We start from the raw sequence: 12,888 nt of genomic DNA, 5'->3' as shown, positions 1-12,888 counted from the left end.
TTCGTGCATCTCACAGAGAGATCGATAGCGACAATGAGGCGAAGAGGAACGAGGCGTCTCAGACGCCGAATAAGTGCCCTTACTGTTGGTCTGACCATTCTCGGCATGGTGGTGCCGACGACGGCCGCACACGCCACCGAGCCCACCCTCCCGACGCAGCAGGCGGGCGCCGGTCGGACGACCGATGCCACCATGCCGGACGCCACCATGCCGGACGCCACCGCGGCCGAAGGCGGCCGGTTGACCGAGGGAAGCCGACTGACCGACGACGGCCGACTGGCCGACGTCGTCTCCGGCTCGGGCGCGAGCGTCCCGGTCACACTGATCACCGGGGACAAGCTGGACATCGGTCTCGACGCCGACGGCGCACCGGTCGTCCGGGACATCGAGCCCGCACCGCGCTCCGACGGCTCCACCGTCGTGTTCCACACCATCGCCCACGGCGGCGCCGTCCACGTCGTACCGAACGACGCTCTCGCCCTCGTCGGCGACGACGTTCTCGACTGGTCCCTGTTCGACGTCGTCGAGTTGGCGAAACTCGGCACGGCGGGCCGGACCGGCGAGGTCCCGGTGATCGCCACCTACGACGACGAGGACGCGGTCGCCCGGACTCCGAAGGTCGCCGGAGCGACCCGCGGCAGGGCGTTGCCCAGCGTCGACGGCCGCGCCCTGGCCCTGTCCGACGACGGCACCTGGTGGAAGGGAGTCCGCGGCAAGTCCGGCTCCGCCTCCGCCGCCCGTGCGGCGGGCTCCCTGGCCGGGGTCGAGAAGGTCTGGCTCAACGGTCTCGCCGAGGTGACACTCGACGTCTCCGTGCCCCAGATCGGTGCCGACGTCGCCTGGAGCCGTGGCTACCGCGGTGCCGGTGTCGACGTCGCGGTCCTGGACACAGGGATCGACGCCACCCACCCGGACCTGGCCGGACGCGTCGTCGAGCAGGTCGACTTCACCGGCAACGCACAGGGCGCCCGGGACGGGCACGGACACGGCACCCACGTGGCGTCCACGGTCCTCGGTGACGGCGCCGCGTCCGGGGGACGGTACAAGGGCGTCGCACCGCAGGCGCGGCTTCGGGTCGGCAAGGTCTGCACCGACGCGGGCAGTTGCCCCGACGACGCGGTCATCGCGGGCATGGAGTGGGCGGCCCGGTCGGGTGCCAAGGTCGTCAACATGAGCCTCGGCGGCAGCGCCACCGACGGCACCGACCCGCTCAGCGCGTCCCTCGACCGGCTCAGCCGGGAGACCGGCACCCTGTTCGTGGTCGCGGCGGGCAATGAAGGCCCGGGCGCCAAGACGGTGGGCGCGCCGGGCGCGGCCGACGAGGCGCTGACCGTGGCGGCGGTCGACAAGAAGGACAAGATGGCGTCCTTCTCCAGCCGCGGACCGCGCGTGGGGGACTACGCGCCCAAACCCGACCTTGCCGCCCCCGGCGTCGGCATCGTCGCGGCGCGGGCGGCCGGCACGGCCATGGGCACCGTGGTGGACGCGCGCTACACCGCCGCCAGCGGCACCTCCATGGCCACCCCGCACGTGACGGGTGCCGCGGCCCTCGTCGCCCAGCAGCACCCGGACCTGACGGGCGGGCAGATCAAGGCGCTGCTCATGAGCAGCGCCAAGGACCTCGGCCATGCCGCGAGCGCGCAGGGCGTCGGCCGGGTCGACCTCGCCGCCGCGACACTGCCGCAGGTCATCGCGACCAGGAGCACGGCCTTCGGGCGGACCGCGTACCCGCACTCGGCCGTGACCAGGGAGATCACCTACACGAACCTCACCGACGAGGCGACGACGCTGGACCTGACGGCCTCGCTGTCCTCCGGCGACGCGGTCGCTCCGGACGGCATGGTCTCCCTCGGCGCGGACAGGGTGCCCCTGCCCGCCGGCGGTTCCGCTTCGGTGTCGGTGACGATCGACGGCCGGGTACTCGGCGCCGACGGAACCTTCGGCCGCTGGGACGGCCTGCTCACCGCCCGGGACACCTCGGGCACGGTACGGGCGACCTCACTGCTCCACACCTTCCTTGAGGCCGAGCAGGTCCCGCTCACCCTGAAGATCGTCCCGCCCGCCGACGCCGTCGGTGTCCGCTACGGCAGCGCGGTCGTCATGCCGGTCGACGACAAGGTGCTCCTGCACGACGGGCCCCTCACCAAGACCGGCTCGCAGACCATCACCGTCCCGGTGTCCCGCCGGGGCACCTACACGGCCGCGGTCCCCGTCACCTGGCGCGACGCGGACGGCGAGCCGCAGAGCGCGGCCCCCGTCCTGCCGGAGGTGACCGTGGACGAGGCCACCACGGTCACGCTGGACCTGCGCGAACTCACTCCGGTGGAGGTCCGCGTCCCCGAGTCGACCGAGGCGTACGCCACGCGCAGTTCCACCGAGCGGACCTCGGCGACCGGCGAGTGGCGGATGACGACCGAACTCGCCGTCGCCTACGGCGCGCAGGACCCGCACTGGTGGGCGCTACCGACCGGGAAGCCACGCACCGGAACGCTGACCCACAGCCTGTACAGCGTGCGCACGACCCCGGTCGTCACCCTGCGGGCCGTCGGCGGAGGTGAGCCCTTCACCCTGCCCGCCCGCTACCAGACCCCGGACGCCTCGCTGCTCGGCGCGCAGATCTGGCTGGACGGACCGGGCATCGGCCTCCATGACGTCGCGATACCCGTTCCCCGGCTGCGGACCCAAGGCCGTGTTCCCGTGGTCTACGCGGGCACCGGCTCCGCCGCCGAACTCGCCGACGCCGACGTACGCGGAAAGCTGGTGCTGCTGACACCCACCGACATCTGCGACAGCACCTGCAACTTCCCCCGCCTGCGCGACGAACGCGTCGCGGCAGCCGCCGAGTCCGGCGCCGTCGGTGTCCTGGTCACGACGGCGAACCTCACCTCGCTGGGCACGGACGACGTCCTGTGGGAGTGCTCCGGCGGCCAGGAGACCTGCCCGCCGATCGCGCCGTACGCCGCGCTTCCCGTGGTCAGCGTGGGCCACGCGCAGGCCCAGCGCCTCATCGAGCGGATCAAGGCCGGCGGACCGGGCGTGGAACTCGTCCTCGGCGGCAGCGACACGCCGAAGGTGTACGCCGCCAGGTTCACCACGGACGGGCGGGTCCCGTCGGACCTGCGGCACCGGCTCGACGCGGGCGACCTGAACCGGGTCGTCCACTCCTTCCACGCCGACCGTCCCGGAGTGCTCACCCAACTGACCTGGCAGCAGCAGACACCGTCCGCCCCGACCGGGACGACGGCGAGGCTGCCCCTGGTGGCCACCCAGCAGCGGCTCACCGTGTACGTCGCACGACAGGACGACGCCATCGACCGGTTCTCCGCCTTCTGGGGCGACCACACCGACGGCCTCGCCCTGGAACACAGCCGCGGCGAGACGCACGACACCGTCCTGGGCCGCAAGGACGACATCGACTGGAACGCGGGCCCGGCCGTCCCGGGAGCCGTACCGCAGGTGCGCACCAAGTCCGGCTTCACTCTGGCGACCGGTCCGTGCTCGGGCTGCCGCCAGGGCGACACCTTCTATCCGACCTTCTACCTGACCGGCAGCGGCGGCGGCCGCCAGGCTCTCGTGGGCATCCTCAACGACGACCTGCTCTCGGAGAGCCTCTTCGGCATCACGTCGTGCGGTCCGGCCGCCCCGCCGGGCTTTCCGACCATCGATTCCCTCTGCGACTTCACGTTGTCGGACGGGTCGGGGCGCGAGATCGAACGCCGTACGCAGCACCTCAACGCCGCAGACCTCGGGGGGCAGTGATGACAGCACGCACCACAAGGGAGAACGACACGATGCCCGGTGGGGGTTGCTTCCGCCGTTCCCCGCGCCCCACCGGTGCTCCGACGGGCCGCGGACGAAGAGCGGTCCTCGCGGTGTCCGTCGCGGCGGCGGCGCTCGCGCTGTCCGCGTGCTCGGAGACCGGTGACCTCGCCGCCTACGACCTGCCGTCCAAGGCGGCCCGGTACACGTTCGAGGCCGAGACCAACGGCGTGAGCACGCGATGGGAGTACGTCTCCGCCAGACCGGCGAAAGGGGACGCGCCCGAACTCAACCCCTGCATGGGCGACATGGTCGGTGACAACAAGGCCGCCTGCCGTCCGGAACCGCTCATCTTCCTGCGCTACGACCTGAATCTGGCCCTGGACAACACCGCCGAGGCGGACGGGACGCACCGGATCGAGGTGGTCGCCTACTACCAGGACCGCCTGACCTCGCCGCCCAGGGTGACGTCCCTGAAGGTCGAGACCAGCTACGACGGCGGCAAGAGCTGGCACCGGGCGACCTCCAAGAACGCCGGGACGAACACGTTCACGGCGACCATCCACCACCCCGGGCGCAAGCAGGCCGCCCAGGGCGTCGGACTGCGGATCACCGCGTCCGACAGCAAGGGCGACACGGTCGAACAGACCCTGCCCACGGCGTACAAACTGCGCTGACCGAGCCGGCGCCGCCGCTCAACCGCGGCGGCGCCACCCGGCATGTACTCAAGCGATTGCTTGACAACGACTTGAAGCGGCTGCTTGAGTTCGCGTCATGGCACATGTGGAAAAGCCGGACATGCGCAAGGAAGCCGGTCGGCGCACGCGTGACGGCCTGATGGCTGCCACCCTCGAACTGCTCGCGCAGAAAGGGCACGAGGGGCTGACGCTCCGCGAGGTCACGCAGCGCGCCGGTGCCAATGTGGCCGCGGTGAGCTACCACTTCGGATCGCTGCAGGGGCTGTGCGACGTGGCGATCGAGCATGCCTTGGAGCGGTATCTGGACGCGCAGATCCTGGCCGTCGAGTCCCTCGACTCGACGTCGACCCTGGAGGAACTCGCGGAGGCGTTCGCCCGGCCGATGGTGCGCGCCCTGAGTGCCGGCGGGGAGGAACTCATCGTCATGCGGACGGTGGCGCGCGTCGGGATCGACCCCCCGCAGGGGTGGGAGCGGCTGGCGGGCAAGTTCGAGCGGGCCCGTCAGGATGCTCTGGGAGTGCTGGCGGCACACCTTCCCGAAGTCGACGACCAAGAACTGGACTTCCGTACGCGGTGCGCCGCGGGGATGCTGAACTGGCTGGCGTTGGCACCGATCGGTGCGGAGCTGGAGGCGATGCCGGTGGAGCGGATCGAGCAGCAGTTGATTCCCGTGGTGGCCGGTGCCTTCCACGGGTGGTCCGGGGTGCCCGAGGGGCAGGGGTCGGCCGACCGGGGCTGACTTGTTCTGGGTGCGGCACGGCAGGTCGACGCCCGGCGACCGTGCACGCGCAGGAAGTCAAACGAGTGCTTGACAACAGGCCGACTCATCGTCATGATTCTAATCAATCGATTGATTAATTGCGTGAGCGGCCCTGAGAGGCCGCAACCGAGGGGAGAGCTGACGTGAGCGCTGACGTGAGTGATGACGTGGTGGCCGTGGTCCGGGCGGCGTACGAGGCGGCTGAGGGTGGCGTCCTCGACGTCGAGAGGTTCCGGGGGCTGTTCGCCGAGGACGGCGTGTTCAACAACGTCGTCGCCGGGGAGAGCTACCGGGGTGAGCACCTCGGGGACCCGGTCGTCTCCATGGGGCAGTTGGTGCCCGACATCCACCGCGAGCTGCACAGGTTCCATGTCATGGGCAATGTCGTCGCCGTGGAGCTGGCCATCCGGGGCACGTTCGCCGGGCCGTTCGAGACGCCCGCGGGTGTCGTCCAGCCCACGGGCGCCAAGCTCGACGTGCCCACCGCCGACTTCTGGTATGTGGAGGACGGCAAGATCAAGGAATTCAACTGCTACTTCGGTATCAGTGCGCTGCTGTCCCAGCTGGGCATACAGCCGGACTTCGCGTCGGCGGTGGCCGCGGCGGCATAGAGGGTGGTCGTGCCGATGGGGGAGTGGCTCGGGGAGGGGTGAGCACCTCGCGGTCTCGCCCCCGCCGGCGGCCGGTACATCGATCACAGCGACGACGATCGAAGCATCCGTCATATTGACCGGAATCCCCGAGCCGCAACTGGACCGGCAGAAATGGCAGTTCACTCGGGAAGAAGCGCACGCGACTGCCATTGCTGCCGTCATGCTGTCATGCCGTCATGTGGTCAGGCAACCGGGTTCAATGGGACCTCGGCAGGCTTGGCCTTGGCCAAGGCGCCCGCGAACGAGCCGTCTCTGATGTCCAAGTTGGCATGGCCGAAGTCGGCAGTCATCAGCTTGTCGCGCAGTTCGGTGCTGGGCCAGCCGTTCCAGTCGACAAGGGGAGGGAAGACCCAGGCGCCGAGGTGGTTCTCCGGCGGCTCGTCGTTGGTGTTCGCTATCCGGAAGGCGTGCGTGAAACCTCCGTCCTTGTGATAGACGACCTTGGGGTGACCTCCTTCGAACTGGACTTCGGAGCGCGGGTACGTCTTGTAATCTCCGTGCTGCGACACCGAGACGTACTCCACCTGGTTGGTCGACTGGTTGATCCACGAAATGACGTGCTCCCAGTCATTGCGATGGCCATTGGTGCCGCCCGCTATCTCGCCGACACCCTCCGAGGACTGGTCCTTCTCGAAATAGCTCGCGTAGATGACCGCGACCCATCCGTTGTCGACCTTGGAGCGGGCATAGGTCTGAGAGTTCTGCAGGTCGGAGAGGTCGTGGCAGTGCCCGTTCACGGCGCCCCCCAGTCCAAGGCCAGGAGCCAGCGTTCCGTCCGATCCTATGGCCGGCGTGGCATAGCATCCGTTCCCGTCGTAGTCGTATGCGGGCGAGAACGACTGTTCATATCCTCCGGCCGACTGTGCGATGTGTTGTGGCGGACCTGACTCTCCGGCGAGCTTCCCGATATCCGACTTCGAGCTCTTCGAGGGCGCTGCCGAAGACGCGGTCGACTTCTCGGTCTTTCTGGGCTTCGACGCCGCCTCCTGGGGTGTGGAGCCACACGCTGTCAGCAGCATGATGCCGGAGATGGTGCCTGCTGCGAATACGCCTATTTTGTAAGTACGCACGAACGGACCTCAATTGACGAATCGGGGAAGTTTTCTGCCCTAGACACGTCGCGTGGCGTTCGTACGGGTCAAAGCGTGCTTGTGCTGTGACGCAGGTCATGTTGTTTCCGAAAGCGTTGGTAATTCCGCCCGAAGCGCGCGGCGTCGCGCGGTGCGGTCCGCGGCCGAGGGTGAACCTTCGCGCCGTCATGCCTCGTGTTGTCCACGCACGACATCGCGTCATGCGATGCGAGGCGCCGCGATCACGCGGTGCCACGGACCAGGGAAGGGTGAGGACATGTCCGCACAGCGAGACGGTGGGGTTCCGTCAAGAGGGTTGGTCGTCCTGGGGTATCTGGGTATCGCTTTGTGCGTGTTTTCTGTCCTCTACCTGATCTCCACCGGCGATGCGAAGGACCCCACGTACATCTCCTCCTTGATTGTCGCCTTCGGGATCTGCGGCGGAATCATCTGGCGGGGGCGCAGGCGCCGTTAGCGTCCCGGTTCCCCACCCCGGACGTCATGCCGGCTTCGGGTACTCCCGCTCCGGCGGGAGCAGTCGTCTGGCCTCGGTGTGCCGTCCGGCCTGGAGCAATGCCGAGATCTTGTGGGTCCGGGGTGTGACGTCCGTGAGGCCGACGACCCATTCGTCGGTGAACGTGCGGATCAGGTGGCGGCTGATGCCCACCTGGATGCTGTAGTGATTCAGCGCCGCCCCTCGTAGCGACCGCTCCGGGTCCCACTGGACATGCACGGTGGCCCGGGCCAGAGCCACTGGATCCGAGGTCGTGGGAACGGCCTTGGACAGGGCCTCGTCCCACCCCCTACGGCTCATCCGCACGGCGAGCACCCGCTGCTGCCCGGCCTTTCGAGCCCAGTTGCTGCGATGCATCAGCCACAGGAAGGACGGCTTTATCCACGTCATCCGGTGGAATGAGAAGGGTGGCACGAAACGTCCTGCGCGTAACGCGGCATCGGCGATGGCAGGCGAGAATGCCTGATACATGACGATGGTTTCCCGGTCGTGATCGGCGCGAATTTGAAAAAGCGGCGTCATGCACGGCATTCTGCCTGTCGCCGCATCCGGGTACGCGTGATTTTTCAGGGCAGTGCCGAGGCGGTCTCCGCGGTGGGGCGGGCGCGGAGACGGGCCGCGTCCTGGCTCGGCGGCGTACCGAACATACGCCGGTACTCACGGCTGAACTGCGACGCGCTGTCGTACCCGACGGTGAGTCCGACACCGGTGATGTCGGACGGTCGGCGGGCCAGCAGCAGCCGTGCCTCCTGGAGGCGTATGCGCTTCTGGAACTGGATCGGGCTCATCCCCGTCACCGCGTGGAATCCGCGGTGGAAGGCCGACACACTCATCCCGGCGATCCGCGCCAGGTCCTCGACCCGGAACGCCGTCGCGTAGTTGCCGTGGATCCACCGCACGGCCCGTCCGATGTGGGACAGACCACTGTCCGCCATACCCAACTGGCGGATCATGGAGCCTTGTTCACCGCGCAGCAGATGCCACAGGATCTCCCGCTTGACCATCGGCGCGAGGATCGGCCGGTCGGCCGGCCGATCCAGCAGACGCAGCAGCCGTACGATCGCCTCCAGCAGCTCCGTCGGAGCCTGGGTCACGGCGATCCCCGTGGGCGCGTCTTCGGTCACCGGAGGCAGGACACGCGGGTCGGCCTCCAGCAACAGCTCCGCGATCTCGCCGGGTGCGAGGACCATCCCGAACCCGAGTGTCGGCTCATCCGTTTCCATCACATGTCCGGTGACCGGCAGATCGACGGAGGTGATCAGGTACTGGCCCGGCCCGTACTCGTACAACTGCTCACCCAGGGCGAGGCGTTTGCCGCCCTGGGCGATGACGGCGAGCACGGTTCCCGACATCCCCGCGGCGGGCGCGCTGGAGGGTCCGAAGCGGCACAGCTGGACACCCTCGACGGTCGTGCCGAGTTCGGGACGGGCATGCCGTCCGATCAGCTTCCGCATCTCCTCCAGGGGCATGGCGGAATTCTGGCACGGACGGTCCTCCCTCCGTTCGCGGTCACACCGGACCCGTATCACTGCCTCGGCCGCCCACGCATCCTCCGGACTGACTTGCCGAACCGGACTCGGAGAGCTGGTCTCACAGGTTCTGCCCACCGGAGACCTCGATGTCCTGCCCGGTGATCCAACGCCCCTCCTCGGACAGCAACATGGCGATGACCATGCCGATGTCGTCCGGTTCACCGATCCGGCCGAGCGTGAAGGTGCGCGCCAACTCCGGGATGATCTCGGGGTTCTTGGCGAAGGCGTCGTCGGCGAACCGGGTGCGGGTGGCGCCGGGGGCCACGGAGTTCACCCGTATGCCCCGGACGCCGAACTCCTTCGCCATGTAGCGGGTGAGTACGACCACGGCTCCCTTCAGTGCCGCGTAGACCGAGTAGCCGGGTGCGGTCACCTGCGGAAGCGTCGCGTTGCTGGTCACGTTGACGATCGACCCGCCGTCCGCGAGCAGCGGCAGCAGGGTCCGGGTGAGGAAGAACGGGCCCTTGAACAGGCCGGTGGTGAGCCGGTCGAAGTCCCCTTCCTCGGTGTCCTCGATCATCGCCATCCCGGCGAAGCCGGCGTTGTTGACAAGGTGGTCGAACGAATTCCGCCCGAACGTCCCGCTGAGGGCTCCTCTCAGTGCTTCGCCGAAAGCGGGGAACCCCGTGATGTCACCTATGTTCAGGGGCAACGCCACGGCAGTGCCGCCGAGTTGCTCGATCAGCGTGACGGTGTGTTTCGCACCCTGTTCATTGGAGTGGTAGGTCACCACGACCCCCACGCCCCGCTCGGCCAGTTGCACGGCCGCGCTCCGGCCGATACCGGAACTCGCCCCGGTCACCACGGCAACCTTCATCGTGCGCCTCCCACACATGTCGGGGGTCTCGATCGACCCCACCGGATGTGCTTCCAAGGCAACCGCGCCCAACTGGCCGGAGATAGCGCAATCCTGCCCAGGCCTTGCCCGATCCTGCTCCGGAGCGCAAGCCGCCCATTGTCTGGCTTGGCGGGCGGGCGACCGGGTGGGCGACCGCGTCCGCCGTCAAGGGGCCGCGGTGCGGTCCCACTCCGACGTTGAAGCCGCGTCGCGGCAGGACCGTGTACTCGCAGTCGTGCCGCCGACTCCGTAGGAGAGCGACGGCACGGCCCGAGAGAGAGTCGGTCAGCCCTTGTCGACCGCGCCGGCCCAGTCGAGGTCCACGCCCATCTGGGAGTACATGGCCGTGTAGCCCACGTAGCAGTCGAACTTCTTGATCTTGCCGCCCTTCGTGTACCAGAAGTCGGCGGTCGGTACGTCGATCTTCGCGCCGGTCGGTTCGAGGGTGCCCGCGGGAGTCGGAAGCGGCCCCTCGAACGTCCCCTGGATCGCCAGCTCGACGCTCACCACGTCCCCGTTCACGGTGATGCTCTTCAGGTCGCGGTGCACGTCGGGAAAGATCGAGGCCATGCGGGTCAGGGTGTCACCGAGGGCCTGGCCCCGGTAGGTCTGGCCCGCGACCTCGTCCGTGAAGACGCCGTCCTCGGTGAAGTCGTCGATGAACCCGCCGGGGTCGAGGCTGTCGCCCTCCGCCACGTGGTACGCGTCCAGGACGACGGCGAGGTTGGCGATCTCCTTCTTGGTCAGGTCCCGGTCGGTGAGTGGCAGTTTCGCCAACTGGGCCGTGCTGAGGGCCGCGTGGGCATGGTGACGTTCGGGTGCGGAAGCAGCCGCCTGCGTCGGTGCGGTGGCGACGGCGAGAACGCCTAGGCCCGCGACCGCCGTCGTGGCGACGATCGCCTTCCAGCTGGGTGACTTCATGGGTGTCTTCTCCAGGTCGGTGTCGATGGGTGAGTGCTGTGCAACGGCGCGCGAAAGTCGGTCAATCAAGCGTTCGCTTGACAGGTTGAAGCTGAGTGTTCCGCTTGAGTCGGGCGGACCGGTTCTTCGGGCGCGCTCCACCCGTCAATACGACGCAGCCGGGCGTGCGGGTTCAGTCACTGCAATGTCGTTCTTCTTGAACTCCGCGGGGCGGCCTTGTCGTGTAGTTGGCGGAGCAGCTGGGATCGAAGAAGCCGCTCAGCCTTCGTCCCGTCTCCGTCTCCGGCTCCGACTTCGACTTCGGCTCACAGGAAAATAGGGGGAAATAGATGAAGTACTACCTTCGCGTCCTGAAGCGCTACGGCGTTTTCAAGGGGCGGGCTCGGCGCGCCGAGTTCTGGCTCTTCAATCTGTTCGACCAGATTGCGATGCTGGCCTTGAGCGGGGCCGGCTATCTCGCGGGAACCGAGTACATCGCCCTCTCCTACGGTGTTCTCACCTTCCTGCCGAGTCTGGCGGTGACCGTGCGCCGACTGCACGACACCGACCGTCGGGGCTGGTGGCTGTTCATCGGACTGATACCGGTGGTCGGCTTCATCGTCCTGCTGGTCTTCCTGGTACGGGACGGCACCGCGGGCGGCAACCGCTTCGGGCTGAGCCCGAAAGGCAGGCCGCTCCAGCTCCACCCGCAGCCCGCGGCGTGACAGGTTCTCACGCATTCCGTACATCGAAATCCCTCAGGATTTCTCATGCCGAATACGCCTTCATGGGCCGCCCCCACTTCTGCCACGGCCACTGCGGCGTTCGAGGAATGCAACTGGAGTGGCCGCTGGCTATCGGCTGGTCGGGGTCCAACGGCTTTCGTGCTGAGTTGCTGGCGCAGGTTCACCACTGTGAGTGATGACAGCCTCGCACGTAGGACGGCAGGATCGCCCGTGAGCCCGGGATCGGGAATGAATGAGGGGAGTTGGCTGTGCGACGCACCACGCAGGGCGGATCTGAGACAGGTGGCACGCTCGTAGCCGATCGGGAGGAACTCTCCGCAAACCGGTCGCCCGGAATGACCGAACGTATTCCCGCTGACGGAGTCACGTCAGGGTACGGCGCATGCAGATCGTGTAGCTGCAACAACTTCTCGGGCGTCAGCTCATGGTGCAGTCATATCGGCTGCGCCCACCACCTCTCGGCGCACCGGTAGCAAGGGGCTCCAAGGGTGTGTCCTTGGGCGGAGTCCGGGCGACGCTCCGCACCCGGCTTCCCGTGGCGGGGCTCGACAGAGCCGCATCTGTCCATCGGCGGTTCGGGATGTGCGCCGGATGACCGGAGCGGCCGGCGTCAGCGGTTTCGAGGTTCGCTTTCGGCCTGAAGGCGGAGGCCCTCAAGGGTCAGGTCCAGGGCCGCGATGAACTGGTCCCGGTCGTCGTGCTCCGCGAACTCGTCGGCGATCTGGTGCACGAACGGGAAGTCCGTGGCGTCGAGTGAGCGCCATGTCTCGGCGAAGCGGTCGAGGAACGCGTCGCGGTCCACATGGCCGTCGAGCAGCTCCTGCGGCACTTCCACGCCCAGGTCCGCAGCCGTGCCCACCACGACGCCCGTGATCGCCGAGACGGCGTGGAACCGCTGCCGGGGTGTGAGGTCCAGGCGGAGGGTCTGCTGACCGAGCTTCTCGTACAGCCGCAACGAGTTGCCCTGGATATCGGTGTTGCGCATGAAGTAGGCCGACAGCCACGGCCGGTCCACGATCGCGTCGAACAGGGTGATGGCCATCGCGCGCAGATCGGCGATCGGGTCGTCGCTGTCGGGCTGCTCCTCGACGGCGGTCAGGACCCCACCGATCGCGTGGTCGGTGGCGCGGTCGAGGAGTTCGTCCTTGTTCGAGACGTACCAGTAGATCGTGCCGACACCCGTGCCGAGCCGGGTGGCGAGGGCACGGAACGTCAGCGCCGATCCGCCTGCCTCGTCGAGCAGGGCCACGGCCGCGGTGAGGACGGCCTCCATCGAGTGCGAAGCGCGCCTGCGTCCTCGGGAGGGTCCTTCGGCGGAGCGTGTTCGCGGGGGTGTCATAGCTCTCATCCAATCACAGCTTGCGCGACATCGAACGGCGTTCTACAGTCGAACTACGTTCCATCATCGAACAACGTTC

The 12,888-nt window shown here is 68.0% G+C and carries 11 protein-coding genes; 5 read left to right on the top strand and 6 right to left on the bottom strand.

The annotated features are described in order from the left end of the window. Nucleotides 1-105: 105 nt before the first annotated feature. From J8N05_RS41385 to J8N05_RS41370, 4 genes are all read left to right on the top strand, one after another. Nucleotides 106-3,759, top strand: a complete 3,654-nt coding sequence (locus tag J8N05_RS41385; protein WP_210892392.1) for a S8 family peptidase — start codon at nucleotides 106-108, stop codon at nucleotides 3,757-3,759. After that, nucleotides 3,759-4,436 (top strand): hypothetical protein, encoded by a 678-nt coding sequence (locus J8N05_RS41380; protein WP_210892390.1) that lies wholly within the window; start codon nucleotides 3,759-3,761, stop codon nucleotides 4,434-4,436. Before J8N05_RS41385 ends, J8N05_RS41380 begins: the two co-directional genes overlap by 1 nt. 97 nt (nucleotides 4,437-4,533) lie before the next feature. Further along, nucleotides 4,534-5,196 (top strand): TetR/AcrR family transcriptional regulator, encoded by a 663-nt coding sequence (locus J8N05_RS41375; protein WP_210892388.1) that lies wholly within the window; start codon nucleotides 4,534-4,536, stop codon nucleotides 5,194-5,196. Between the two features lie 164 nt (nucleotides 5,197-5,360). Then, nucleotides 5,361-5,828 carry an ester cyclase gene (locus J8N05_RS41370; protein WP_247706897.1) on the top strand — a complete coding sequence of 156 codons (468 nt, stop codon included), beginning with the start codon at nucleotides 5,361-5,363 and terminating at the stop codon, nucleotides 5,826-5,828. Between the two features lie 224 nt (nucleotides 5,829-6,052). On the opposite strand, the gene J8N05_RS41365 is transcribed toward J8N05_RS41370, so the two are convergent. From J8N05_RS41365 to J8N05_RS41345, 5 genes are all read right to left on the bottom strand, one after another. After that, a complete protein-coding gene (locus J8N05_RS41365; RefSeq protein ID WP_247706896.1) occupies nucleotides 6,053-6,940 on the bottom strand; it encodes an NPP1 family protein in 888 nt (295 codons plus the stop codon). Between the two features lie 499 nt (nucleotides 6,941-7,439). Then, nucleotides 7,440-7,976 (bottom strand): DUF4291 domain-containing protein, encoded by a 537-nt coding sequence (locus tag J8N05_RS41360; RefSeq protein WP_210892386.1) that lies wholly within the window; start codon nucleotides 7,974-7,976, stop codon nucleotides 7,440-7,442. 44 nt (nucleotides 7,977-8,020) lie between these two features. Next, nucleotides 8,021-8,923 (bottom strand): AraC family transcriptional regulator, encoded by a 903-nt coding sequence (locus tag J8N05_RS41355; protein ID WP_210892384.1) that lies wholly within the window; start codon nucleotides 8,921-8,923, stop codon nucleotides 8,021-8,023. A gap of 121 nt (nucleotides 8,924-9,044) precedes the next feature. Further along, entirely contained in the window at nucleotides 9,045-9,803 is a 759-nt protein-coding gene (locus J8N05_RS41350) for an SDR family NAD(P)-dependent oxidoreductase (protein WP_210892382.1), read from the bottom strand. Between the two features lie 306 nt (nucleotides 9,804-10,109). After that, a complete protein-coding gene (locus J8N05_RS41345; protein WP_210892380.1) occupies nucleotides 10,110-10,745 on the bottom strand; it encodes a nuclear transport factor 2 family protein in 636 nt (211 codons plus the stop codon). 329 nt (nucleotides 10,746-11,074) lie between these two features. Between J8N05_RS41345 and J8N05_RS41340 the strand changes: the two genes are divergently transcribed. Then, nucleotides 11,075-11,449: a DUF805 domain-containing protein gene (locus tag J8N05_RS41340; protein WP_210892378.1), complete on the top strand. Its 375-nt coding sequence runs from the start codon at nucleotides 11,075-11,077 to the stop codon at nucleotides 11,447-11,449. Between the two features lie 631 nt (nucleotides 11,450-12,080). Here J8N05_RS41340 and J8N05_RS41335 read toward each other — a convergent pair. Then, a complete protein-coding gene (locus tag J8N05_RS41335; RefSeq protein ID WP_210892376.1) occupies nucleotides 12,081-12,743 on the bottom strand; it encodes a TetR/AcrR family transcriptional regulator in 663 nt (220 codons plus the stop codon). Nucleotides 12,744-12,888: the final 145 nt, after the last annotated feature.

Origin of the sequence: Streptomyces liliiviolaceus (assembly GCF_018070025.1) — a bacterium.
Lineage (GTDB): Bacteria > Actinomycetota > Actinomycetes > Streptomycetales > Streptomycetaceae > Streptomyces > Streptomyces liliiviolaceus.
This window is presented reverse-complemented; position numbering and strand designations above follow the sequence as displayed.

Coding starts and splice junctions, on each gene's coding strand:
- J8N05_RS41385 (WP_210892392.1), top strand. CDS start 106: ATGGTGGTGCCGACGACGGCCGCACACGCCACCGAGCCCACCCTCCCG.
- J8N05_RS41380 (WP_210892390.1), top strand. CDS start 3,759: ATGACAGCACGCACCACAAGGGAGAACGACACGATGCCCGGTGGGGGT.
- J8N05_RS41375 (WP_210892388.1), top strand. CDS start 4,534: ATGGCACATGTGGAAAAGCCGGACATGCGCAAGGAAGCCGGTCGGCGC.
- J8N05_RS41360 (WP_210892386.1), bottom strand. CDS start 7,976: ATGACGCCGCTTTTTCAAATTCGCGCCGATCACGACCGGGAAACCATC.
- J8N05_RS41355 (WP_210892384.1), bottom strand. CDS start 8,923: ATGCCCCTGGAGGAGATGCGGAAGCTGATCGGACGGCATGCCCGTCCC.
- J8N05_RS41350 (WP_210892382.1), bottom strand. CDS start 9,803: ATGAAGGTTGCCGTGGTGACCGGGGCGAGTTCCGGTATCGGCCGGAGC.
- J8N05_RS41345 (WP_210892380.1), bottom strand. CDS start 10,745: ATGAAGTCACCCAGCTGGAAGGCGATCGTCGCCACGACGGCGGTCGCG.
- J8N05_RS41340 (WP_210892378.1), top strand. CDS start 11,075: ATGAAGTACTACCTTCGCGTCCTGAAGCGCTACGGCGTTTTCAAGGGG.
- J8N05_RS41335 (WP_210892376.1), bottom strand. CDS start 12,743: ATGGAGGCCGTCCTCACCGCGGCCGTGGCCCTGCTCGACGAGGCAGGC.